Source organism: Enterobacter sp. BNK-13, from assembly GCF_048685015.1.
Taxonomy (GTDB): domain Bacteria; phylum Pseudomonadota; class Gammaproteobacteria; order Enterobacterales; family Enterobacteriaceae; genus Enterobacter; species Enterobacter quasiroggenkampii.
Genome location: NZ_JBLQTP010000001.1, coordinates 127,761 through 152,586, shown reverse-complemented (window position 1 = coordinate 152,586; position 24,826 = coordinate 127,761). Strand labels below are relative to the sequence as shown.

Below are 24,826 nucleotides of genomic sequence, written 5' to 3'. Positions count from 1 at the left end.
AATTAATGGCGCTGATGCAAAAAACTTCTGGCGCTCTCTTGAGAAAGCAGGATTCAGCAAGGTGTACGGCACCCTCATTGAGGGTGATGTTGCAGTCATTGACGCATTGTCTGGTGCGCATCAGAACGGGCATGCATGCATCTATGACGGTTCGGGTACCTGGTATTCAGATTTTAAACAGAGTAGTCTTTATCCCGGCCAGAGATATCGGAAGATACAGCCAAAAATCACCTTTTACAGGCACTACTGATATGAAAAGCACCTTACTTCTTTGCTGCCTGTTTTCTTTCTCTGCTATGGCCGGCCATTCTGACCCGATTGAGCGTGCTGTAAAATTTAACAGCTGGTACGTAAATCAAATCAACAAAGACGTATTTCCCATTACTGATGGAAACGAAATAGATAAATATGTCACAGCATCAACAATGAAAAAACTCCGTCACGCGCAGGATCCTCGCTATGCAGACGAAGAGTTTTACGAGGCCGATATATTTTTAAAAGCGCAATACATCGGCGATGACTGGCCGCAGAATGTTACAGCCATAGCCGGGGATACCGATCCAGTCTGTGTCAACGTATACATTGCATTCGGTAAAAAGAAGGACCACATAGTCATAGACTGCATGGTTAAAGAAGACAACTTATGGAAGGTACAGTCAGTTTCTGCTGTTGAATTTTCAAGAAACCTGACTATACCGAACTGAGCCAAACGACGTACCGGCAATGATATTGATACTGCGCGCTCTTTTTGCCGGGTGGCGCTGCGCTTACCCGGCCTACACAACCCGTAGGCCCGTGCAAGCGCAGCGCCGCCGGGCGAATCAGGCGACGATGCGGACTGATGTCCTTTCTCCCACAACCCGCTCTACTCAATTGATTTTTCACCCCGAAAAAGGTACGTTTTCGCCTTAATTCCAGCGTGGACATACCAGCATTATGCCGATTATTCAGTCTGTTGAACGTGCGTTGCAGATCCTCGACCTGTTCAACGAGCAGGCCACCGAGCTTAAGATCACCGACATCAGCAAACTGATGGGGCTGAGCAAAAGTACTCTCCACTCGCTGCTGAAAACCCTGCAGCTTCACGGCTATATCGATCAGAACCCGGAGAACGGCAAATATCGCCTCGGCATGAAGCTGGTCGAGCGCGGCCATTTTGTCGTGGGCTCCATCGATATTCGCCAGAAGGCGAAAGGCTGGCTGACGGAGCTGTCCCAGCGGACCGGGCAGACCACCCATCTGGGGATCCTGGACGGGCGTGAAGGGGTCTATATCGAGAAGATTGAAGGCAAGCTGGCCGCCATCGCCTATTCACGCATCGGCCGCCGCCTGCCGGTTCACGCCACCGCCATCGGCAAGGTGTTGATTGCCTGGCTGGGCGAGGCCGAGCTGAACGCTCTGCTTGAGGGCTATCAGTACACCACCTATACCCCTTCCACCCTCGCCTCTCGTGAAGCACTAATGAGCGCCCTGACGCAGACCCGCGCGCAGGGCTACGCCCTGGATAGCGAAGAGAACGAGCAGGGCGTGCGCTGCGTGGCGGTGCCGGTGTGGAACCACGAATCCCGCGTCATCGCCGCCCTGAGCCTGTCGACGCTGACCTCCCGCGTGGACGACGCCGAGCTGGCTAACTTCCGCGAGCAGCTTCAGCAGGCCGGGCTCCAGCTTTCACGCGCGCTGGGCTACCCGGCCTGAGCCGTTAAACCGGCTCGTAGGTGAAGTAGTCAAAGTCTGCGTGGCAGCCATCCCCGCTGATGTCCTCGCAGTGCAGCCCCACAAACGCGCCGGTAAAGAAGCCGCGCCCGCCGATGTAGTCATCCGACAGTTTCCACGCCTCATACGTTACCGGCACGGTGTGCCACGTCTCGCCGTCAAACGAGTAGCTGTAGCGGTAGACCAGCGTATCCACGTCCACGCGCAGCCAGACGCTCTCCGCACTCTCCGGCACCGGAATCGGCTGCTCGTGCAGCGGCCACGACGGCACGTTGTGGTCGAGCTGGATCACCTTGATGGTTCTCCCCTGCCCCTCCTCGTAGTCCACAAAGCAGTAGCTCCAGTTTTTGCTGTTGTAGTAGCAGGTCAGCCCCGCGCTCTGCTGGAAGTGGACCGGCGAGAACTGCATCCGCGTCTCGGCCCGGAAGGTGAAGTGCTGCCAGCGGCGCGCCACGGTCGACTGGGTGAAGGTCGAGTTGAGCGAGTCGTTACCGTAGAGCCGTAAGTAGCCCGGGCGCGCGGTGAGCGAGCCGAGGGTGTCGTCGAACGGAATGCGCAGGGTCTGCAACTCCGGGTCGAGCGAACTGGCGTCGAAATCGTCCCGCCAGCTGCCCTGAACGGCTGCAGGCTGCTCCGCCACCTGCGGGCCTTTCACGGTCAGCTGCGCGTGCTTGCCGCCTTCCACGTACGGCCAGCCGTCGCGCCACTCAATACGGGCGATGCCGGTCTCGCGCCCCAGCGGGCAGTAGCCGCGCCCGCCGGAGGCCAGCAGCGGCACGCCGGGCAGGCGCAGCGGGCGGCTGGTGAGGTAGGCCATGAACCACTCCCCGGTGTGGGTCTGCAGCAGCGAGCCGTGGCCGCTCTTCTGCAGCGGGTTCTCCGGCAGGTGCCAACTGGTCATCATCGTCACGTCCGGGTGCAGCTCGTACGGCCCGTCGATGTTTTTGGAACGCAGCACCACGACGGCGTGCTCGTAGCTGGTGCCGCCTTCGGCCACCATCAGGTAGTACCATCCCGCGTGGCGATAAAGGTGCGCCCCCTCGGTGTAGCAGAGCGGCGTGCCGGTAAACAGGGTTTTGCGCCCGGGCGAGAGGGTGCCGGTCTGCGGGTCAAACTCCTGCATCACGATGGTGTTGTGCGGGTTGCTGTGGTGGCGCGGCCCCCACGGGCGGTAGAGGTAATATTTGCGGCCATCGTCGTCGTGGAACAGGGACGGATCGAACCCGCCGTTGCCCATCGGGATCGGCTCGCTCCACGGCCCCTCAATGGACGGCGCGGTGACGAGGAAGTTGCGGCCGTTTTTCCACGGCGAGTCGACAATCTTCACGTCGGTGTAGAGCAGCCAGAATTTGCCGTCGGCGTAGCTCAGGCACGGCGCCCAGATGCCGCCGGAGTCCGGGTTGCCCTTCATGTCCAGCATCGACACGCGGTCCAGCGGGGTGCTGACCAGCGACCAGTTTTTCAGGTCGCGGGAGTGGTAGATGCGCACGCCCGGGAACCACTCGAAGGTCGAAGTGGCGATGTAGTAGTCCTCGCCCTGACGGCAGAGGGACGGGTCCGGGTTGAAGCCGGTCAGAATAGGGTTAGTGATTTGCATAGTGCCTCCGGTTAATGGGATGCGGCTGTCGCGGCGTCGGGAAGGGCCTCGCCCTGCGCCGCGCGGTGCTTGATCAGCTGCTGGCTAATGGCCTCCACGCGGGCGTCGGTGAGCTTGTAGAACGACAGCATGATGAACATGCCCGCGTAGAGCACCACCGGCACCACGCAGAACAGAATTTTGATGGTGGTGAGCACCTCCACCGGCTGTACGCTGCTGCTGGCGGAGTAGTTGACGTACGCCAGGATCCAGCCCACCACCGCCCCGCCAATCGCCAGTCAATCTTCAGGCTGAACAGGTAGGTGGAGAACACCAGGCCGTCGAGGCGGCGCCCGCTGCGGCTCTCTTCGTAATCCACCACGTCAGAGGCCATCAGCCACTGCAGCGGCGTGGTAGTGTTAAAGACGAACAGGAACAGGATGTTGAGGGCGAAGATCAGCGCGATATGCTCGGCCGGGGTGACGAAAATCAGCAGGCTGATAAGCGAATAGGCGACGATGATCCACTTGAAGGCGGTGACGCGGTCGAAGCGCCCCAGCAGGCGGGAGGAGCAGAGTGAGCCAAACATGGTGGCGAGGCTGCCGTAGAGTAAAAACTGGGTCGCCATCTCAGGGTGATCCATCACGTATTTGACGAAGTAGAGCGTCGCCCCGCCGCGCACCACGTTGGAACAGGTCGCCATCATCTTGAACGCGCACATGATCCGCCACTGGCCGTTGCCGAGCAGCAGCTTGAGATCTTTCGCCACCGACGAGCCCGGCTGCACCTCAAAAGTGTAGCGCTCTTTGGTGGTGAAGAAGCAGACGTAGAGCAGCACCACGCCGGTCAGGCCCAGCACGCACATGGCGCCGAAATAGCCCACCTGCTCATCCCCCTTGCCGATGATGCTCACCAGCGGCAGGGCAATGCCGCTGATGGCGAGCGAGCCCGCCGCCGCCAGGAAGAAGCGCCAGGACTGCAGGGCGTGACGCTCTTTTGGGTCGGCGGTGATGACGCCGGGCATGGCGCAGTAGGGCACGTTAACGAAGGTGTAGACCAGGGTCAGAAGAATGTAGGTCACGCAGGCGTAGATGATTTTGCCCTGCGCGGAGAAGTCCGGCGTGTAAAAGGTCAGCACGCAGACGATGCCAAACGGGATGGCGCCCCACAGCAGGAACGGGCGGAACTGGCCGTGCCGCGTGCGGGTGCGGTCGACCAGCAGCCCCATCAGCGGGTCGGTCACGGCGTCGAGCACGCGGGAGATTAAAAACAGCGTCCCCATAATGCCCGCCGACAGGCCGAAGACGTCGGTGTAGAAATAGGCCAGCAGGAACATGGTAGCCTGCCAGACGAAGCCACAGGCGGTGTCACCCAGCCCGTAGCCAATTTTGTCTTTCATGGTTAATTGCGTCATCAGAATTACACCCTTATGTAGTGTGCTGAATTACAACATCGTGTTAATGGAGTGTAATGAGCTGTTCAATTAACCAGCAATGGTCATATCTTATTTCTGAATTACGTTATTTTGCTTTTGTGACGCCAACGATATATCACAACTTATTGATTAAATTGATAAAATAAAGACAAGCAAAAGCCGTCCACAGAATATATTCCGTAGACGACAATCGCGTGAAAAATAATTAAAGTCCGAGTGCTTTTTTACCGGCGTTAATTACCTCGATAATTTTATCGGTGTCATAAATACAGCCTTTCCAGGTGCCGCCGCTGACCGACTGTAATGCTGCCCACAGGCGGGTGTCGTCCGGCAAAAAGTCGTGGGCGTGCAGGTCCGGGTGCGTCTGCCGCATTGCCAGCTCGCGCGCGCCCTCCTCCGGCGTCAGCGGGTTGTCCGCGGTGCCGATAAAGTTCACGCTACCCGTTAATGTCAGTCGGTCGACAGCTATCTCGATGATGTCGTTATCGCGCAGCTTGCCAATCGGCCCGCCCGCCAGCGCCTCCGGCGACACATGGCCGAAGCAGGCGCCCGTCGACACGCCCGAGAAGCGCGCATCGGTGATTAACGACACCGTCTTGCCCCACGAGATATGCTTCAGCGCGGAGGTAAGCTGATAGGTCTCTTCCATGCCTGTGCCGGACGGCCCGCCGCCGATCACCACCATGATATCCCCCTGCGCAATTTCTTCCCGCTTGATGGCCTTGATCGCCTGCGCTTCCGAGACAAACACCCGAGCCCGGCCGGTGTGGCGGTAAACGCCATCTTCACCGACGACCGACGGGTCGATCGCCGTGGCCTTGATCACCGATCCTTCCGGCGCGATGTTGCCCGTCGGGAAGCAAACCGTTGAGGTCAGCCCTTTCGCTTTTGCCTTCTCCGGCGGCAGGATCACGTCATCCGGATCCACGCCATCCTGCTCGCGCAGGCACTGGCGGAAGCGCGCACGGCGCTCGGACGCCTGCCACCAGTCGAGGTTCTCGCCCACCGTCTGGCCGGTCACGGTCATGGCGTCCAGATGCAGCAGGCCAAGATCGCGCAGGTGAAGCATCACCTCCGGCACGCCGCCCGCGAGGAAGGCGCGCACGGTCGGGTGATAGTCCGGGCCGTTGGGCAGCACGCTGACCAGGCGCGGCACCTTAAGGTTGACGCGCGTCCAGTGCTCTACGTCCGGGATTGTGCAGCCCGCCGCGTGGGCGATGGCCGGAATGTGCAGCAGTAAATTGGTCGAGCCGCCGAACGCCGCATGGATCACCATGGCGTTTTCGATGGCTTTATCGGTGAGGATATCGTGCGTGGTGATGCCGCGGTTATCCAGCTCGCTCACCGCCCGCGCCGACTGGCGGGCAATCTCCAGCCACACCGCCTGCCCGGACGGGGCCAGCGCGGAGTGCGGCAGCGCCAGCCCCAGCGCTTCCGCGACCACCTGCGAGGTGCCCGCCGTGCCGAGGAACTGACATCCGCCGCCCGGCGAGGCGCAGGCGCGGCAGCCCAGCTCGGCGGCCTCCTGCAGGGAGAGTTCGTGGTTGGCAAAGCGCGCGCCGATGGTCTGCACCTTGCCCGCGTCTTCCCCCACGGTTGGCGGCAGCGTCGCCCCGCCCGGCACCAGAATGGTCGGCAGGTCGTGCATCGAGGCCAGGGCAATCATGGTGGCGGGCAGCCCTTTATCACAGGTGGCGACGCCAATCACCGCCCGGCGCGTCGGGAGGGAACGGATCAGGCGGCGAAACACGATCGCCGCGTCGTTACGGTACGGCAGGGAGTCGAACATGCCGTGCGTGCCCTGAGAGCGCCCGTCGCACGGATCGCTGACGAAGGCCGCAAACGGGATCCCGCCGTTGCGGGTGATCTCCTTCGCCGCCGCCTGCATCTGCATGCCGATCTCCCAGTGCCCGGTGTGGTAGCCCAGCGCGACCGGGCGTCCGTCCCCGGCGCGGATGCCGCCCTGGGTGCCGATAATCAGCACCTCTTTGCCGGTCAGCTTGTTGGCATCCCAGCCCATCCCGGCGTTCTGCGTCATGCCGAACAGGTTGCCGCTGGGGGATTCCATCAGCATCTGCGGGGTCAGCGGCAGCGCGCCCTGCGGCCCCGCCGCGTGGGTGATCACCGCATAAAACGCATCGTCCTGTGGGGTGAAAATCTTCTCGATGGTCATGGTTATCGTCCGGCTCAGCAGAGCTTGAGCTGTTGCAGCAGGGTTTTCAGCTGCGCCTTGCGCGGCGCGTCCAGGGGTGACGCGGGCGGCAGCACGTGCGTGGAGATCGGGCGGCCGCAGAGCACAATCGCCTCTTTAATCACGTTCACAAACGGCGTATCCAGCTGATACATCTGCGGGATTTGCAGCAGGGTCTGATGATACTCAGCCGCTTTCGCCACGTCTTTATCTCGCCAGGCTTTCAGAAGATTTACCGACACCTGTGGGGCAAAGTTGACGCTCGCCGAAATCGCCCCGTCGCCGCCGAGCAGCAGGGTATTGAACAGATGATCGTCGTAGCCGCAGAGCACGGTGAAATGCGGGTGAGCGGCTTTGACGGTATGGATCATGCTGCGCAGGTGGGCAACGGAGTCGATGGTGTCTTTGATGCCGACGATGTTACTGCGCGAATCGGCCAGGGTTTTCACCAGCGCCGGGGTCAGATCCTGCCCGGTCAGCGCCGGGAAGTTATAGAGCATCACCGGCAGCGTGACGCTGTCGGCCACCTGCTCGAAATAGCGGATCAGGTTCGCTTCCGACACCTTCCAGTAGTAAGGGTTGATCACCACGATGCCGTCCGCCCCCGCCTGCTGCGCGTGCTGGCTCAGCGCAATGGTTTCCCGGGCGTTGGTGCCGCCGGTGCCGATCAGGACCGGTACGCGACGATCGACATGATCGATAGCAAATTGGGCAATGGTTTTACGCTCTTCGGCGCTGAGCTGGGAAAACTCGCCGCCGCTGCCCAGGAAGAACAGGCCGTCAACGCCTGCCGCGATCAGATCGTCGATCAGCGCGGCGGTGCCCTGCTTATCGAGCTGGCCATCGGCGGTAAAAATAGTGGAGACAGGGGGAATGATTCCCGTAAACAACGCGGACTGCGGCATGAGATCTCCTTGCTGAATCATTTTGTTCTACATTATAGAACGGCGTTCGTTAAATTAACGATCATACTATGACGCAGGAAAAGCGCAGGTAAATGAGAGATGCAGAGGGAGTGCGGGAAATTTAAGCTGGATCACATATTGTCCCCCCTCACCCCGGCCCTCTCCCCAATGGGGCGAGGGGGAAAAGACGGCTCGGAGCAGTCCCCTCTCCCCTGTGGGGAGAGGGTTAGGGTGAGGGGTAAGAGTTACTCTACAAGCATCTTCACCACCACTTTCCTGACCTTAGCAGGCGCACCCACCGCGCACAGCGGCTTGTGCACCTCACCCGGCCAGAACATCACAAAATCCCCTTCGCTCAGCACCACGGTTTTCTCCTGCCCGCCTTCCGGCAGGAAGGCGATGTCTTTGTCCGCCAGCCAGTCGGTGTCCGGCGTGCCGGGCGGCAGGGTGCTGAAAGTCATCCCTTCCTGTCCCTTCATCACGATCTGAATATCCAGATAGCGCGCGTGGTACTCGGCGCGACGCTCGGCGAACGGCTGGGTTGTATCTTCAGAGACCAGATAAAACAGGCTGTTGCCGTTGATGTCGTGCTTGCCGAGCGGCGTCGCGTCGGTGACGTGGGCTTTAACATGCTCGATGGCCTGTCGCAGTTCGTCAGACAGCCAGGAGCGCAGATGGTGGATGTTGCCGATAATCATCAGAAAACCCTCGATATAAAACAACGTTTCATTTTCATCTTTTATACGAGAATTCTCACTGCCATACCACCGCTTTCTCGAGGGGTTTTGCGCCAGCGCATGTTTATCGGGAATGGTGTTAATTTGCTGTTAAGCCCTCGCAGGCATTTATGCAGCCATTATGCATATCTTCAGTTCTTCGTTATCACGGCCTTGCGCTAACTTACTGATCGTAATGCCTTAACAACAAAACTCGCTACAGCTTCACATTTTATCACTTTGATAATTTGCTATTAAATTCAATAAATATTTATTGATTTTCCTTAAGCCAAAAATAGTTAATTAGCAATATTGCATAGCCATTCCCCACCACCTTTAAACACAATTAAAATCAATGGCTTAATAAAATATTTCAAAGCATGAAATTCTACAAAACACTAACAACTACAAATAATGACAACGGATATTGCTTAGCTATTCACCTCGCCAGAATAGCCAATTAATCATTATCTGATGCGAATCATGCAAATGAAAACAAACCGCTTAATATCCATTTTCGCGTGAGCAACATCACAATACGAATTATTTAACTGCCTAGTATGAATTACGAAATCAATTGAGCTTAGCCGCCATGAAATTAAATGCATTACATGGCGCATGCCCTTTTTATTCTGAAAAACAGTTAAAGGAATAATTATGGAAAAGCATTACGTCGGTTCTGAAATTGGTCAATTACGTAGCGTTATGCTGCACCGCCCAAATTTAAGTCTGAAACGCTTAACGCCATCGAATTGCCAGGAGCTGCTTTTCGATGACGTGCTCTCGGTTGAGCGGGCGGGTGAGGAGCATGACATCTTCGCAAACACGCTGCGCGAGCAGGGTGTGGAAGTCCTGCTGTTGACCGACCTTCTGACACAAACCCTTGATATTGCAGAGGCGAAAGCCTGGCTGCTGGAGACGCAAATCTCTGATTATCGCCTCGGCCCTACCTTTGCCGGCGACGTTCGCGGCTGGCTGGCGGATATGCCGCACCGCGAACTGGCGCGCAGGCTGAGCGGCGGATTAACCTACGGTGAAATTCCGGCGGCCATTAAAAATATGGTGGTGGATACCCACACGGCGAATGATTTTATTATGAAGCCGCTGCCAAACCATTTATTTACCCGCGATACCTCCTGCTGGATCTATAACGGCGTCTCTATTAACCCGATGGCCAAACCGGCGCGTCAGCGTGAAACCAATAACCTGCGGGCAATATATCGATGGCACCCGGCGTTCGCCGACGGCGATTTTATTAAGTATTTCGGCGACGAGAATATTAATTACGACCACGCCACCTTAGAAGGCGGTGACGTATTAGTGATTGGCCGCGGCGCGGTATTGATCGGCATGTCCGAACGCACGACACCGCAGGGCGTGGAGTTTCTCGCCAACAGTCTGTTCAAACACCGTCAGGCCGAGCGCGTGATTGCCGTTGAGCTGCCAAAACACCGCTCCTGCATGCACCTCGACACCGTCATGACCCACATCGACGTGGATACCTTCTCCGTCTATCCGGAAGTGGTGCGCAAAGACGCCCAGTGCTGGACGCTCACACCGGACGGACGCGGCGGCCTGCTGCGCACGCAGGAAACCGACCTGCTGCACGCCATCGAGAAAGCGCTCGGCATTAACCAGGTACGTCTGATCACCACCGGCGGCGACGCCTTTGAGGCCGAACGCGAGCAGTGGAACGACGCCAATAACGTGCTGACCATCCGCCCCGGAGTGGTGATCGGCTACGAGCGCAACGTCTGGACCAACGAGAAGTACGACAAAGCGGGTATCACCGTGCTGCCCATCCAGGGCGACGAACTCGGACGCGGCCGCGGCGGCGCGCGCTGCATGAGCTGCCCGCTGGAACGCGACGGAATTTAAAGGAGCCATCATGGAACGAAAACCCACTCTGGTTGTGGCCCTGGGCGGCAACGCCCTGCTCAAGCGCGGCGAGCCGCTGGAAGCGGAGATCCAGCGCCAGAACATCGAGCAGGCCGCCCGCACCATCGCCGGGCTGACGGCACAGTGGCGCGTGGTGCTGGTACACGGCAACGGGCCGCAGGTCGGGCTGCTGGCGCTGCAGAACAGCGCCTACGACAAAGTCACGCCCTACCCGCTGGACGTTCTCGGCGCGGAAAGCCAGGGAATGATCGGCTACATGCTCCAGCAGGCGCTGAAAAACAATCTGCCGCAGCGCGAGGTGAGCGTCCTGCTCACCCAGGTAGAAGTGGACGCCGCCGACCCGGCCTTCAGCAACCCGACCAAGTACATCGGCCCGGTGTACAGCGAAGCCCAGGCAAAAACGCTGGCCGCGGAGAAAGGCTGGGTGTTTAAGGCCGACGGCAGCTACGTCCGCCGCGTGGTGCCCTCTCCGCAGCCGAAGCGCATCGTTGAGAGCGACGCCATCACGGCGCTGATCCAGCGCGACCACCTGGTGATCTGCAACGGCGGCGGCGGCGTACCGGTGGTGGAACACGCCAACGGCTATCACGGGATCGAAGCGGTGATCGACAAAGACCTCTCCGCCGCCCTGCTGGCGCGCCAGATCGAAGCCGATGCCCTGCTGATCCTCACCGATGCCGACGCGGTATACCTCGACTGGGGCAAACCGACCCAGCGTCCGCTGGCGCAGGTGACGCCGGAACTGCTCAGGGGCATGCAGTTCGACGCCGGATCGATGGGGCCGAAAGTGGCCGCCTGCCGCGAATTCGTTGAAGCCTGCAACGGCATTGCCGGGATCGGCGCGCTGGCCGACGGCGCGGAGATCCTCGCGGGCGAGAAAGGCACGTTGATTCGTAACTGAACACTCATTTTAAAAAGGATTTAGCCATGACCATCAACCTGAAAAACCGCAACTTCCTGAAACTGCTCGACTACACCCCGGCGGAGATCCAGTACCTGATTGACCTCGCCATTGAGCTCAAGGCCGCCAAAAAAGCCGGGCGCGAGAAGCAAACCCTGGTCGGGAAAAACATCGCCCTGATCTTTGAAAAAACCTCCACCCGTACCCGCTGCGCCTTCGAAGTGGGCGCGTTCGACCAGGGCGCGCAAGTGACCTACCTCGGCCCAAGCGGATCGCAGATTGGCCATAAAGAGTCGATGAAAGACACCGCCCGCGTGCTGGGCCGCATGTACGACGGCATCGAATACCGCGGCTATGGTCAGGCCATCGTCGAAGAGCTGGGCGAGTACGCAGGCGTGCCGGTGTGGAACGGCCTGACCGACGAGTTCCACCCAACGCAAATCCTCGCCGACCTGATGACCATGCTGGAGCACTCGCCGGGCAAAACCCTGCCGGAGCTGAGCTTTGCCTATCTCGGCGACGCGCGCAACAACATGGGCAACTCCCTGATGGTCGGCGCGGCCAAGATGGGGATGGATATCCGCCTCGTCGCGCCGAAATCCTTCTGGCCGGAAGCGGGGCTGGTTGAGCAGTGCCGCGCCATCGCGAAAGAGACGGGCGCGCGCATCACCCTCACCGACGACGTGGAAGAAGGCGTGCAGGGGACCGATTTCCTCTACACCGACGTGTGGGTCTCCATGGGCGAGCCGAAGGAAGCCTGGGCCGAGCGCGTCAGCCTGATGAAGCCGTATCAGATTAACGCCCAGGTGATGAAGGCCACCGGCAACCCGAACGTCAAGTTCATGCACTGCCTGCCGGCGTTCCACAACGAGCACACCAAAGTGGGCCGCGAGATCGAGATGGCGTACGGGCTGAAGGGACTGGAGGTGACGGAAGAGGTCTTCGAATCACCGAACTCCATCGTCTTCGACGAAGCAGAGAACCGCATGCACACCATTAAAGCGGTCATGGTGGCGACACTCGGCGACTAATCACCGCCCGGCGCGCCGCGGGTGCGCCGGGTTTAAGGAGAACATCATGGGCAAGTTTAAGTTTCCCTCCGCTTACACCATTCTCTTTTTTCTGATTGCCGTTGTGGCGGCGCTGAGCTGGGTCGTTCCCGCCGGTCAGTACCAGATGGCGATGAACGATACCCTCGGTAAAGAAGTCCCGATTGCCGGAACCTACGCGCACGTGGCGGCACATCCGCAGGGGCTGGTTTCCGTCCTGATGGCGCCCATCGCCGGGCTGTACGATCCGGTTTCCGGCCAGGCCGGGGCGATCGACGTGGCGCTGTTTATCCTGATCATCGGGGGATTTCTCGGGATCGTCACCAAAACCGGGGCGATTGACGCCGGGATCGAGCGCGTCACCACCCGGCTGCGCGGACGCGAGGAGTGGATGATCCCGATCCTGATGGCGCTGTTCGCCGCAGGCGGCACCATTTACGGCATGGCCGAAGAGTCGCTGCCGTTCTACACCCTGCTGGTGCCGGTGATGCTGGCCGCCCGGTTCGATCCGGTTGTCGCCGCCTCCACCGTGCTGCTCGGCGCGGGGATCGGCACGCTGGGTTCCACCATTAACCCGTTTGCCACGGTCATCGCCGCCAACGCCGCCGGGATCCCCTTTACTAACGGCATCGCCCTGCGCGTGGCGCTGCTGGTCATCGGCTGGATCATCTGCGTGGCGTGGGTGATGCGCTACGCCCGCAAGGTGCGCAAGGATCCCTCGCAGTCGATCGTTGCAGACAAGCAGGAAGAGAACCTCGCCCATTTCCTCGGCAACAAGGGTGAACAGTCGCTGGAATTCACCCCTGTGCGCAAAATCATCCTGGTGATTTTTGCCCTCGCCTTCGCGGTGATGATTTACGGCGTGGCGGTGCTGGGCTGGTGGATGGCGGAGATCTCCGCAGTATTTCTCGCCAGCGCGATTCTCGTCGGCCTGATCGCCCGCATGAGCGAAGAGGAGCTGACGTCGACGTTTATCAACGGCGCGCGAGATTTGCTGGGCGTCGCGCTGATTATCGGCATCGCGCGCGGTATCGTAGTCATCATGGATAAGGGCATGATTACCCACACCATTTTGCACAGCGCGGAAGGGCTGGTCAGCGGGTTGTCCACGGTGGCGTTCATCAACGTGATGTACTGGCTGGAGGTCGTGCTGTCGTTTCTTGTGCCTTCTTCATCCGGCCTGGCCGTTCTGACGATGCCGATCATGGCACCGCTTGCCGATTTCGCTAACGTCAACCGCGACCTGGTGGTCACGGCTTACCAGTCGGCCTCCGGCATCGTAAACCTCGTCACGCCGACCTCAGCGGTGGTCATGGGCGGGCTGGCTATCGCCCGGGTGCCCTACGTGCGCTATCTGAAATGGGTGGCGCCGCTGCTGGCGATCCTGACGGTGGTGATTATGGTGGCGTTAAGTCTGGGGGCGTTGTTGTAATTTGCCGGATGGCGCTGCGCTTATCCGGCCTACGGATCGGTGCGGTGTCACCGGTTATTTCGGGAACTGATATGGGAAACATGATGGATTACGAAGAGTACTCTCCCAAAGAACAACTGCAGCTCACGGTGTGCCAGCGTTTGATCGCCGAAAAGAGTTATCTTTCGCAGGAAGAGATTCGCCGCGACCTGCAGGAGAGAGGGTTTGACAGCATCAGCCAGTCGACCGTTTCGCGATTGCTGAAGTTGCTCGGAGTCATAAAAATTCGAAATGCCAAAGGGCTAAAGATTTATTCGTTGAATCCTCAACTGCGCCCTGCCCCTGATGCCGCGCGTACCGTTTCGGAAATGGTGGTGAGCGTCGAGCATAATAGCGAGTTTATCCTTGTCCATACCGTCGCCGGATATGGCCGCGCGGTGGCGCGTATTCTGGATTATCACCAGCTTCCGGAAATATTAGGCGTGGTGGCCGGCAGCAGTATTGTCTGGGTCGCCCCCCGGGTGGTGAAGCGCACCGCGCTGGTGCATAAGCAAATTAATTATTTACTCAGAACGAATTAATATTCATAAAGAACCGTTTGCATTGAGTAAAGCGTGCATTAAATCGCTTGATCCGAAAAGCGAGCTGCGTATAATGCCCGACAATTTGCCGGGAGGAAGCATGGTCAAGCGTGTACGACATAACGTCTTACCGCGTCTGAAATCAGACGCTGGCCTGCCGTTTTTCTTCCCGTTGCTAAACCTATTCCCAGAGCCCCTCATTTGAGGGGCTTTTTTTTGCCCGGCGTCAGGAGATAAACATGAATCCGCTTTATCAAAAACACATCATTTCCATAAACGACCTCAGCCGCGAAGAGCTGGAACTGGTTCTGGAAACCGCGGCAAAACTGAAGGCCAATCCGCAACCGGAGCTGCTGAAGCACAAGGTGATTGCGAGCTGCTTCTTTGAAGCGTCAACCCGCACCCGCCTCTCCTTTGAGACCTCCATGCACCGCCTGGGCGCGAGCGTGGTGGGCTTCTCGGACAGCAGCAACACGTCGCTGGGTAAAAAAGGCGAGACCCTGGCGGATACCATTTCAGTGATCGGCACCTACGTTGACGCGATTGTGATGCGTCATCCGCAGGAGGGCGCGGCGCGTCTGGCAACCGAGTTTTCCGGCGGCATTCCGGTACTGAACGCCGGTGACGGTGCCAACCAGCACCCGACGCAGACCCTGCTGGATCTGTTTACCATTCAGGAGACCCAGGGCAAGCTCGAGAACCTGAATATCGCCATGGTTGGCGACCTGAAATACGGCCGCACCGTACACTCCCTGACCCAGGCGCTGGCGAAATTTAACGGCAACCGCTTCTACTTCATCGCCCCGGACGCGCTGGCAATGCCGCAGTACATCCTCGACATGCTGGATGAGAAAGGCATTGCGTGGAGCCTGCATGCCAGCATCGAAGAGGTGATGAGCCACGTGGATATTCTGTACATGACCCGCGTGCAGAAAGAGCGTCTGGATCCGTCCGAATACGCCAACGTGAAGGCGCAGTTCGTGCTGCGCGCCAGCGACCTGGAAGGCGCGCGCGACAACATGAAGGTTCTGCACCCGCTGCCGCGCATCGATGAGATCACCACAGACGTGGATAAAACGCCGCACGCCTGGTACTTCCAGCAGGCCGGAAACGGCATCTTCGCCCGCCAGGCGTTACTGGCACTGGTTCTGAATCGCGAATTAGCTCTGTAAGGGGAGACGACCATGACACACGATAACAAACTCCAGGTTGAAGCCATCAAGCGTGGCACCGTGATTGACCACATCCCTGCGCAGGTGGGCTTTAAGCTGCTGACGCTGTTCAAACTGACCGAAACCGACCAGCGCATCACCATCGGCCTGAACCTGCCGTCGGGCGAGATGGGCCGCAAGGACCTGATTAAAATCGAGAACACCTTCCTGACCGACGAGCAGGTTAACCAGCTGTCGCTGTACGCGCCGGACGCTACCGTCAACCGCATCGACGAGTATGAAGTGGTCGGCAAATCCCGCCCGAGCCTGCCGGATCGCATCGAAAACGTGCTGGTCTGCCCGAACAGCAACTGCATCAGTCATGCTGAGCCGGTTTCCTCCAGCTTTGCAGTGAAAAAACGCGCCGATGACATCGCGCTCAAATGCAAATACTGCGAAAAAGAGTTTTCTCATTATGTGGTGCTGGCCAACTAATTGAGGTTGGTAATGAAATCCCGGCTGTTATAATGGCCGGGAACATTCTTAACGCTGTAATTCTGGAGAAAACATGAGCAAAGTACTCGCGACGGAAAATGCACCAGCCGCTATCGGCCCTTACGTTCAGGGCGTTGATCTGGGCAGCATGATCATCACTTCAGGTCAGATCCCCGTAAACCCAAAAACCGGCGCGGTGCCGGAAGATGTCGCGGCGCAGGCGCGTCAGTCGCTGGAAAACGTGCAGGCTATCGTTGAATCTGCCGGCCTGAAAGTGGGTGATATCGTGAAAACCACCGTGTTCGTGAAAGATCTGAACGATTTCGCGACCGTTAATGCCACCTACGAAGCGTTCTTCACCGAGCATAACGCCACCTTCCCGGCGCGCTCCTGCGTGGAAGTGGCGCGTCTGCCAAAAGACGTGAAAATTGAAATCGAAGCGATTGCCGTTCGTCGTTAATGCATTTCAATATTTAGAGGGCAGCTGAGGCTGCCTTTTTTATTTCGACCATTTTTACTCCCGTTACTGAATGACGTCCTGTGCTGTCCATTAATAGACTGACGCTGCCTTGTTATATTCTAATTAATGGACGAAAAATGAAGCTCTCTAAAATTGCGCTGGCCGTTGCCACATTAACGGTTGCGTCTTCAGCACTTGCACATGGATATATAGAATCCCCCGCCAGTCGCGCTTATATGTGTAAGCTCGGGCAGAATATTGACTGCGGCTCCGTTCAGTACGAACCACAAAGCGTAGAAAAAACCTCCGGTTTCCCGACAGGGGCTGAGCCCGCGGACGGGCACCTCGCCAGCGCCGGTATCTCGCAATATTCTCAGTTGGATAAGCAGAGCCTGAACGCGTGGACTAAAAACCCCATGACCCCCGGCCCGCATCAGTTTGTCTGGCACCATACCGCCCCGCATAAAACCACCAACTGGCGCTATTACATCACCAAACAAAACTGGGATCCCAATAAACCCCTGACCCGCGACCAGTTTGAATTAACGCCGTTCTGTACCATTAACGGAAATGGTCAGGCACCGGCCATGACAAAATCCATGACCTGTAATGTCCCCGAGCGTACGGGCTATCAGGTTATTTACGGCGTGTGGGAAATTGCGGATACCTCAAATAGCTTCTATCAGGCAATTGACGTTGATTTCGGAAATGGCGGCGACGTCACGCCGGACGAAACGCCTGCCATCGTATCCGAATGGAGCAAAACCCTGAGCGGCCAGATAGCCGGTAACAATCTGAACGCGGGCGATAAGGTGATTGCACGCTTCTTCGACGCCAGCGGTGAAGTGACCGCCATGCGTACCGAGATGACCATCGGCTCTGCTGAACAAGGCGATGCTAACCAGTGGTCTTACGATCTGGCGCAGAAGATCAACACCGCGCAGCACGACGTGCGCGTCGGCGTGAAAGACGAAGCGGGTGAAATCAGTCCGGTTCACGGCGCGAACAGCGTCTTCGTGAAAGACGGCAGCACGCTGCAGTCCGTTGCCATCTCTTATGAAGAGCAGAAGGCACAGGTGAGCGAGACCATCGCCGTTTCCGGTCTGCAATACAGCAAAATTGAACATGGCCATGCGACCGTGACCTTCCACGTGAATACCCACGGTAACGTGAATTTTGAAGCGCACGTGATGAACCACAGCGGTGCGGAAAAAGGTTATCTGAAGCAGGACATGAATAACGCCAGCCAGGACGTGACCATGACGCTGAATGACGTGACCGCGGGCCACCATATCCTGAAATACTACGCGACCAATAAAGACGGCACGCTGTTCGCCCAGGACGTCCTGAACCTGATGCTGGAGAGCGATGCCGCTGCGGATAGCACCGGGCAACACGACTTTATCTTCCCGGACAATATCGCCTCTTACCAGGCCGGTACCGTGGTGCTGCAGCCTAAAGACGGTAAGACCTACGAATGTAAGCCATTCCCGTACAGCGGCTACTGCGTGCAGTACAGCCCGTATGCCAACCAGTATGAGCCGGGCGTCGGCACACACTGGAAAGAGGCGTGGGTGTTGAAGAACTGAGTTGCCTTTACGCCCGGCGGCACTGCGTTTGCCGGGCCTACACGTCACGTAGGCCCGGTAAGCGTAGCGCCACCGGGCGTTTTTGCTACTGATTCCGCGTAGCGCGAAGCAGTGTCTCCAGCGGATAGACCGCCGCAATCACCACTTCGTCCTGCACCTTCGCCGCGTTATCCAGCTCGCTCTGAATCGAGGCGATCTCCTTGTCATCCAGCGTGCCCTGACGCGCCACCAGATCCGTCAGGCGCAGGCCAATGGAGGCGAGCTTATCCACCTCCTGGATCACCGGCTTCATTGCCTTCAGCTGATAGCTGTTTTCGCTTAAGGCCAGCGCGTCGCTGGTGTTGCTCTGCCAGCGGTTAAAGACGTGACGCAGGGCGTCGGCGCTTTCCGTGTCTTCCGCATCGCTCACCAGACGGTCCGCCCATTTGTGCATCTGGCGCACGGTGGCGCTTTCGGCGTTTAGCGCATCGGCGAAGCGGTTGAGCGGCTCGAACTGATGATAGTTTCCGGCCTGGAACTTCAGGTGCTGACGGGTGTAATACTGCGCCGGTTCAATGGCCTGAGCGAGGATCTGCAGCGGCAGGGTGTCGGCATTACCGGCGAGGCGCGTGAACTGCACCTGCTGCTGGGTGTGCTGCTGCAGCCCGACCGACACCGTCGACCAGCTGTCCATCGCCTGCAGGCGGGTGTACATGTTGTCGACATCGTTGACGTCCTGCGCGGACCACAGCCGCTCTGCCACCGCAAACGTACGCGGCCACAGGCGGATATCCAGCACTGGCGCCACCACGTTTTCCGCCCACAGCGCCGCTTCGCCACCGAGCAGGTTGGCCTGGTTCGCCACGTCTGGCACGACGGGCGGAACGCCTTTCGGCACGTCGTCCAGACGCGTGCCGCTAATCGGGTAGCGCGTATTCCCGACAAGGAAATAGCCGGAGAGTTTGTCGTTATCGACGGTGACGACCGGGCGCGTTTCGCCCATCCACGTATCGACGGTAAACGTAACCTGGCTGTCATCGCGCCACTCGATGTTCTGCACCGCACGGCGTGATTTCCCGGCAAAATCAATAAACCCGCGCCAGCCGGCATCCCCTTTCACCAGGGTGAAGCTCCCCTCCACCGGCTTGCCCTTCAGGCGCGGCATGGAGAAGGCCCAGCTCTGGACGCTGTCGGTGTCGGCTATCACATCCACGCCGTTTAACCCCTGCGGGACGATCTCGTTGCGGTAGTGATAGGCGGTGGACTGGGGCTGGTCGAGATAAAAGCCGGTCGACAGAATGCCCTTGTAGCCGTTCTGCGCCACCTGCCCCAGCGCGTCCTGCCCCTGCCAGGACTGGATCAGAATGCTTTTCGGCAGGTCAGGATGGTAGATCTCGTCCCAGCCGACCATCTGGCGGTGATGCTTCTCAAGGATCGTTTCCAGCTTGCGGTTGAAGTAAGCCTGCAGCGCGTGGCTGTCCGCCAGCCTGTTGTCGCGCATAAACTGCTGGATGGCCGGGTTCGCTTTCCACTGGCTGTCGTCCACTTCGTCGCCGCCGATGTGCAGATACGGATCGGGGAAGATCGCCGCCAGTTCGCTGACCATCGCGTCAGCAAAGGCGTAAGTCGCCTCTTTGGTGGGATCGAGAACCGGCTTCAGCACGCCCCAGTGGCGTTCCATGGCGTACGGCCCCGGGGCGCTCATCAGCTCCGGGTAGGCCACGGCAATCGCCGAGGCGTGGCCCGGCATGTCGATCTCCGGCACCACGCGAATGCCGCGCTCGGCGGCGTAACGCACCACCTCACGCATCTGTTCAGGCGTGTAGAACAGCCCGTCGCTGGCAAGCTGCGTCAGCTTAGGGTAGCGCTTCGAGCTGAAGCGCCAGCCCTGGTCGTCGGTCAAATGCCAGTGCAGCACGTTGAGCTTCGCCGCAGCCATGCCGTCGATCTGGCGTTTGATATCCGGCAGCGGGATAAAGTGACGTGCCGAATCGAGCAGCAGCCCGCGCCACGGGAAACGCGGCGAATCTTCAATGGTCACCCACGGCAGAGAGGTATTTTCCGCGCCGTTCTGCATCAGCTGGAGCAGGGTTTCCATGGCGCGCAAGGCACCGAAACGGGTGTTGGCAGAGATGTTCACGCCGTTGGCATCCACCGTGAGCTTATAGCTTTCGTCGCTGTCCGGCAGAGGCTGCGGCTTCACCTTTTTGGCAATCGCGATGCGGATGGTCGGTTTGTCTGGCTTTTCAGCCTGCGGCTGCAGCGTCCAGCCGGTTTGCAGGGCGATGCGCTGGCGCAGGCGGTTGACGGCGTCACCGAGATCGTCCCCGCTGACGCTAATGGATACGTTGTTGCTGAGCACCAGCGCGCCCTGTGTCGTCGGGCGTTCGACCTTCGCAGGCCAGGGCATTAAAGGGAGATCCCCTGCCGGGGCGGCAAAGGCAGAGGCGCCGAGCATCAGCCCGGCGGTTAAGAGACTGTACCGTAACATGAATGTTCCTTATCTGACGGGCCAAATAAAGGCAAAACATTCTGTTAACATGCGCTCAATTTGTCGTCAAGCGAATGCGCCGACGGAGATCACAGGTTGTTGAATTTGGGAGGAAAGCTAGTGCCGGGTGGCGGCTTCGCCTTACCCGGCCTACGTTCTGATCGTAGGCCCGGTAAGCGCAGCGCCACCGGGCTTGCCGTTACTGCCAGCCATACCGACGCGCATAGAACCCTTTCACCATCTGCGTCAGCACCATGTAACCCGCGAGGATCGCCACCAGCCACGGGAAGTAGCTCAGCGGCAACGCCTGCAGCTGCAGGTAGCTCGCCAGCGGTGAGAACGGCAGCGCGATGCCGAGCGCCATCACAATTCCCGTCATCACAATCAGCGGCCATGCGGCACGGCTCTGGATGAACGGAATGCGGCGCGTGCGGATCATATGCACAATCAGCGTCTGCGACAGCAGCCCGACCACGAACCAGCCGGACTGGAACAGCGTCTGGTGTTCCGGGGTGTTGGCGTGGAACACAAACCACATCAGGCAGAAGGTCAGAATGTCGAAGATAGAGCTGATCGGGCCAAAGAACAGCATAAAGCGCCCAAGATCTGCCGGGTTCCAGTGCTGCGGCTTCTGGATCTGCTCGTCGTCCACGTTATCAAACGGGATAGCCACCTGAGACACGTCGTACATCAGGTTCTGGATCAGCAGGTGCAGCGGCAGCATCGGCAGGAACGGCAGAAACGCGCTCGCCACCAGCACGCTAAAAACGTTACCGAAGTTGGAGCTGGCGGTCATCTTGATGTACTTGAGCATATTGGCAAAGGTACGGCGCCCTTCGATGACGCCCTCCTCCAGCACCATCAGGCTCTTTTCCAGCAGAATGATATCCGCCGCTTCACGGGCAATATCGACCGCTCCGTCTACGGAGATACCGATATCCGCCGCACGCAGAGCGGGCGCATCGTTGATGCCGTCGCCCATAAAGCCCACCACGTGCCCTTCGCGCTTAAGCAGGGTGACAATGCGCTCTTTGTGCATCGGCGTCAGGCGGGCAAACAGCGTGGTGCGCTGGGCAAGCTTCGCCAGCTCGTCATCGGAGAGATGTTCAATCTCGCTCCCGACCACCACATCGCCCGCGTCCAGCCCCACCTCGTGGCACACTTTGGCCGCCACCAGCTCGCTGTCGCCGGTGAGGATTTTCACGGTAATACCGCTCGCCTTCAGCGCTTTGAGCGCCGGTGCGGTGGTCTCTTTCGGTGGATCGAGGAAGGCGATGTAACCTTCGAGGATCAGATCGGATTCGTCGATACGCTGATAGTCCCCCTCGCGCGCCGGCAGGAACTTGCTCGCCACCGCCACCACGCGCAGCCCCTGACGGTTCAGGTTGTCGGTGACGCGCTTGATGCGGCGCAGCATGGTGTCGTCCAGCGGCACGATGTCGCCGTTATAGCGTACCTGCGTCGACACGTTCAGGATCTCCTGCAGCGCGCCTTTGCAGATCAGCTGATGCACATCCGTCTGCTCGCTCACCACCACCGACATGCGGCGGCGCTCGAAGTCGAACGGGATCTCATCCACCTTCTGCCAGCGGCCGGAGAGCGTGCGAGCGGACTCTTCATCCACCCCTTCCAGCACCGCAACGTCGAGCAGGTTTTTCAGCCCGGTCTGATAATGGCTGTTCAGCCACGCGCTGTGCAGCACGCGCTCGCTGGTTTTGCCGGAGATATCAGTGTGGTTCTCCAGCACGATTTTGTCCTGCGTCAGGGTGCCGGTTTTATCGGTGCAGAGAATGTCCATCGCGCCAAAGTTTTGAATGGCGTCGAGGTGTTTGACGATCACCTTCTGTTTAGAGAGCTTCACCGCCCCGCGCGCCAGCGTAGAGGTGACAATCATCGGCAGCATTTCCGGCGTTAAGCCGACGGCCACGGAGAGCGCAAACAGCGCCGCTTCCCACCAGTCGCCTTTGGTGTAGCCGTTGATCAGCAGCACGATCGGCGTCATCACCATCATAAAGCGGATCAGCAGCATGCTGACGCGGCCAATTCCCTTCTGGAAAGCATTCGGCTCGCTCTCCTGCTCGCTGACGCGCCCGGCAAGCTGACCAAACCAGGTGTTGCCCCCGGTGGCGGTGACTATCGCCTGCGCGGTGCCGCTGACGACCGTGGTGCCCATAAAGCACAGGGTGTCGCATTCGAGCGGGTTCATCTGCTGCGGGTCGCGGCTGCGCGCCACCTTTTCAACGGGCAGGGATTCGCCGGTCAGGGAAGCCTGCGCCACAAACAGATCGCGTGCCTGGATGATGCGTAAATCCGCCGGGATCATGTCCCCCGCGGCCAGCTTAACCAGATCCCCCGGCACCAGCTGGTCGATAGGCAATTCCACCCAGGCGTTTTCGCCGAGATCGTTGATCACGCGCGAGACGGTCGCGGTGTTGCTGACCATCGCCTTCAGGGCGTCCGCCGCTTTGGTGGAGCGGGCCTCCTGAATGAAGTTCAGCAGCGTGGAGATGCCCACCATCAGGGCAATCACCCCTGCGGCAAACAGATCTTCCGTCGCATAGGAGATGAGGCCAAGCACGGTCAGCAGCAGGTTGAACGGGTTGCGGTAGCAGAGCCACAGATGCACCCACCACGGAGACGGCTTTTGCGCCGGAATGAGGTTATCGCCATGCACGGCGCGGATTTTTTCCACTTCTGCCGCGTTCAGCCCTTCCGGGTGCCCGCCAAAGGCGCGCCAGACTTCGTTTTCATCCATCGCCGCCACGTTCAGGCAGCGTTCGGTCAGGGACGCGGGGATCGCCGCCCCCGCCATGTTTTTGGCATTGGGCAGCGGGTCGCGCTGAACAAGACGGTGTGGCAGGTGGCGGCTCAGCAGGGCCTGCAGCTGCCGGGTGATATTTTTAAACATAGTCATTCCTCCGCATCCGCAAACGCGGACGCAGCTTTTCCTTCAGGCGTGGCAAAGCCGTACCTGAGAGGCACTCAATTTTTCAAGCAGGAACGTTTGGGACGTTGCTGCCTCACATCACCGGTGAGTCAGCAACAGGCTGGCTTACCGGAAAGAACGCATTCTCCCGTTCAGGAGAGGTGTGGGATCGGGATCCATGAAGCCTCCGGTAAGTAAAAAGTAGGGTGTCGCCGCGCAGTATAAGGATTTAAGCGTACCCTTTGTGACGATTCGGGCGGTATTATACCCCCCTGCAAATAAACCGAACGTAAACCAGACTTTGCCCATAGCGAAATCGCGCTATAGCATTAGGCTCAATTGACCATTTTGTCGTTGTTACAGGGAATACAGCATGCAGAACCGCCTTACGATTAAAGACATCGCGCGTTTAAGCGGCGTGGGGAAATCAACCGTCTCACGCGTGCTGAACAACGAAAGCGGCGTCAGCGAACGCACCCGCGAGCGCGTTGAGGCGGTCATGAATCAGCACGGTTTTTCCCCTTCCCGCTCCGCGCGCGCCATGCGCGGACAGAGTGACAAAGTGGTCGCCATCATTGTCTCGCGCCTGGATTCTCTGTCTGAAAACCTTGCCGTGCAGACCATGCTGCCCGCCTTCTATGAGCAGGGATATGACCCGATCATGATGGAGAGCCAGTTCTCGCCACAGCTGGTGGAAGAACATCTGGGTATGCTCCAGCGGCGCAACATTGACGGCGTGGTGCTGTTCGGCTTTACCGGCATCAAAGACGAGATGCTAAAACCCTGGCAGCCGTCGCTGGTGCTGCTGGCGCGCGATGCCCACGGTTTTGCCTCCGTCTGCTATGACGACGAGGGTGCGATTATCACCCTGATGCAGCGCCTGTTTGACGAAGGCCATCGCCACATCAGCTTCCTCGGCGTACCGCACGCGGACGTCACCACCGGCAAGCGCCGCCATGAGGCCTATCTGGCCTTTTGCAAAAAGCACAACCTCTCCGCCGTGGCCTCCCTGCCGGGACTGGGCATGAAGCAGGGCTACGAGCAGGTCGCCAGCGTCCTGACGCCGCAAACCACCGCGCTGGTGTGCGCCACGGATACGCTGGCGCTGGGCGCGAGTAAATATCTGCAGGAGCAGCGTATCGATAACCTGCAGGTGGCGAGCGTCGGCAGCACGCCGCTGATGAAGTTTTTGCACCCGGAAATTATTACCGTCGACCCGGGTTATGCCGAGTCCGGCAGACAGGCCGCCGCGCAGCTGATCGAGCAGATCAACGGGCGCGCTGAGCCGCGTCAGATCGTTATTCCAGCCCACCTTTCTTAACCCCCGCTCAACGGTTTATTGTGATCTTCGCCTGATT

The 24,826-nt window shown here is 59.0% G+C and carries 19 protein-coding genes and 2 pseudogenes; 13 read left to right on the top strand and 8 right to left on the bottom strand.

Annotated features, from left to right (window positions below; translation table 11 throughout):
- Positions 1-5 precede the first annotated feature (5 nt).
- Together ACMGGQ_RS00730 and xynR are read left to right on the top strand one after the other, a co-directional pair.
- A complete protein-coding gene (locus ACMGGQ_RS00730) occupies positions 6-704 on the top strand; it encodes a hypothetical protein (protein ID WP_420289460.1) in 699 nt (232 codons plus the stop codon).
- 232 nt (positions 705-936) lie between these two features.
- Positions 937-1,695: a DNA-binding transcriptional repressor XynR gene (gene xynR / locus ACMGGQ_RS00725; protein WP_420289459.1), complete on the top strand. Its 759-nt coding sequence runs from the start codon at positions 937-939 to the stop codon at positions 1,693-1,695.
- 4 nt (positions 1,696-1,699) lie between these two features.
- On the opposite strand, the gene ACMGGQ_RS00720 is transcribed toward xynR, so the two are convergent.
- The 5 genes and pseudogenes from ACMGGQ_RS00720 to ACMGGQ_RS00700 form a co-directional block, all read right to left on the bottom strand.
- Positions 1,700-3,310, bottom strand: a complete 1,611-nt coding sequence (locus ACMGGQ_RS00720; protein WP_420289458.1) for a glycoside hydrolase family 43 protein — start codon at positions 3,308-3,310, stop codon at positions 1,700-1,702.
- Between the two features lie 11 nt (positions 3,311-3,321).
- Positions 3,322-4,703 (bottom strand): annotated as a pseudogene (locus tag ACMGGQ_RS00715) (MFS transporter).
- Between the two features lie 226 nt (positions 4,704-4,929).
- Positions 4,930-6,897 carry a xylonate dehydratase YagF gene (gene yagF / locus ACMGGQ_RS00710; protein WP_420289457.1) on the bottom strand — a complete coding sequence of 656 codons (1,968 nt, stop codon included), beginning with the start codon at positions 6,895-6,897 and terminating at the stop codon, positions 4,930-4,932.
- 14 nt (positions 6,898-6,911) lie between these two features.
- Positions 6,912-7,820, bottom strand: a complete 909-nt coding sequence (gene yagE / locus ACMGGQ_RS00705; protein WP_048027964.1) for a 2-keto-3-deoxygluconate aldolase — start codon at positions 7,818-7,820, stop codon at positions 6,912-6,914.
- 245 nt (positions 7,821-8,065) lie between these two features.
- Positions 8,066-8,518 (bottom strand): YhcH/YjgK/YiaL family protein, encoded by a 453-nt coding sequence (locus ACMGGQ_RS00700; RefSeq protein ID WP_420289456.1) that lies wholly within the window; start codon positions 8,516-8,518, stop codon positions 8,066-8,068.
- Between the two features lie 675 nt (positions 8,519-9,193).
- Here ACMGGQ_RS00700 and arcA point away from each other — a divergent pair.
- From arcA to ACMGGQ_RS00675, 5 genes are all read left to right on the top strand, one after another.
- The gene (gene arcA / locus ACMGGQ_RS00695; RefSeq protein WP_420289455.1) at positions 9,194-10,414 is read left to right on the top strand and encodes an arginine deiminase; all 1,221 of its coding nucleotides are present in this window, start codon (positions 9,194-9,196) and stop codon (positions 10,412-10,414) included.
- A gap of 10 nt (positions 10,415-10,424) precedes the next feature.
- Positions 10,425-11,336 (top strand): carbamate kinase, encoded by a 912-nt coding sequence (gene arcC / locus ACMGGQ_RS00690; protein WP_229226647.1) that lies wholly within the window; start codon positions 10,425-10,427, stop codon positions 11,334-11,336.
- Between the two features lie 26 nt (positions 11,337-11,362).
- Complete coding sequence (gene argF / locus ACMGGQ_RS00685; protein ID WP_008501386.1) at positions 11,363-12,367, top strand: ornithine carbamoyltransferase; 1,005 nt, start codon at positions 11,363-11,365, stop codon at positions 12,365-12,367.
- Positions 12,368-12,413: 46 nt separating this feature from the next.
- Entirely contained in the window at positions 12,414-13,817 is a 1,404-nt protein-coding gene (locus ACMGGQ_RS00680; RefSeq protein WP_045908063.1) for a YfcC family protein, read from the top strand.
- Between the two features lie 80 nt (positions 13,818-13,897).
- A complete protein-coding gene (locus tag ACMGGQ_RS00675; RefSeq protein ID WP_039024059.1) occupies positions 13,898-14,377 on the top strand; it encodes an arginine repressor in 480 nt (159 codons plus the stop codon).
- 3 nt (positions 14,378-14,380) lie between these two features.
- Here ACMGGQ_RS00675 and ACMGGQ_RS00670 read toward each other — a convergent pair.
- Positions 14,381-14,498 (bottom strand): annotated as a pseudogene (locus ACMGGQ_RS00670) (hypothetical protein).
- Between ACMGGQ_RS00670 and ACMGGQ_RS00665 the strand changes: the two are divergent.
- The 5 genes from ACMGGQ_RS00665 to gbpA all read left to right on the top strand — a co-directional run bounded on the left by ACMGGQ_RS00665 (position 14,478) and on the right by gbpA (position 18,072).
- A complete protein-coding gene (locus ACMGGQ_RS00665; protein WP_022646880.1) occupies positions 14,478-14,582 on the top strand; it encodes a pyrBI operon leader peptide in 105 nt (34 codons plus the stop codon). The pseudogene ACMGGQ_RS00670 and the gene ACMGGQ_RS00665 sit on opposite strands and share 21 nt — an antisense overlap.
- 34 nt (positions 14,583-14,616) lie before the next feature.
- A complete protein-coding gene (pyrB, locus tag ACMGGQ_RS00660; protein ID WP_262805822.1) occupies positions 14,617-15,549 on the top strand; it encodes an aspartate carbamoyltransferase in 933 nt (310 codons plus the stop codon).
- Positions 15,550-15,561: 12 nt separating this feature from the next.
- Positions 15,562-16,023 carry an aspartate carbamoyltransferase regulatory subunit gene (gene pyrI, locus ACMGGQ_RS00655; RefSeq protein WP_045908062.1) on the top strand — a complete coding sequence of 154 codons (462 nt, stop codon included), beginning with the start codon at positions 15,562-15,564 and terminating at the stop codon, positions 16,021-16,023.
- 73 nt (positions 16,024-16,096) lie between these two features.
- A complete protein-coding gene (ridA, locus tag ACMGGQ_RS00650; RefSeq protein WP_008501391.1) occupies positions 16,097-16,483 on the top strand; it encodes a 2-iminobutanoate/2-iminopropanoate deaminase in 387 nt (128 codons plus the stop codon).
- A gap of 137 nt (positions 16,484-16,620) precedes the next feature.
- On the top strand, positions 16,621-18,072 hold the full coding sequence (gbpA, locus tag ACMGGQ_RS00645; protein WP_248222601.1) for an N-acetylglucosamine-binding protein GbpA: 1,452 nt from the start codon (positions 16,621-16,623) through the stop codon (positions 18,070-18,072).
- An 85-nt stretch (positions 18,073-18,157) separates the two neighbouring features.
- Here the strand turns inward: gbpA and ACMGGQ_RS00640 are convergent, their stop codons facing one another.
- Both ACMGGQ_RS00640 and mgtA read right to left on the bottom strand, forming a co-directional pair.
- Positions 18,158-20,542 (bottom strand): beta-N-acetylhexosaminidase, encoded by a 2,385-nt coding sequence (locus tag ACMGGQ_RS00640; protein WP_420289454.1) that lies wholly within the window; start codon positions 20,540-20,542, stop codon positions 18,158-18,160.
- A 199-nt stretch (positions 20,543-20,741) separates the two neighbouring features.
- Positions 20,742-23,450, bottom strand: a complete 2,709-nt coding sequence (gene mgtA, locus ACMGGQ_RS00635) for a magnesium-translocating P-type ATPase (RefSeq protein ID WP_063622673.1) — start codon at positions 23,448-23,450, stop codon at positions 20,742-20,744.
- A 391-nt stretch (positions 23,451-23,841) separates the two neighbouring features.
- Here mgtA and treR point away from each other — a divergent pair, with 391 nt between their 5' ends.
- Positions 23,842-24,789, top strand: coding sequence for a trehalose operon repressor TreR (gene treR / locus ACMGGQ_RS00630; protein ID WP_032651468.1), 948 nt, complete (start codon positions 23,842-23,844; stop codon positions 24,787-24,789).
- Positions 24,790-24,826 lie beyond the last annotated feature (37 nt).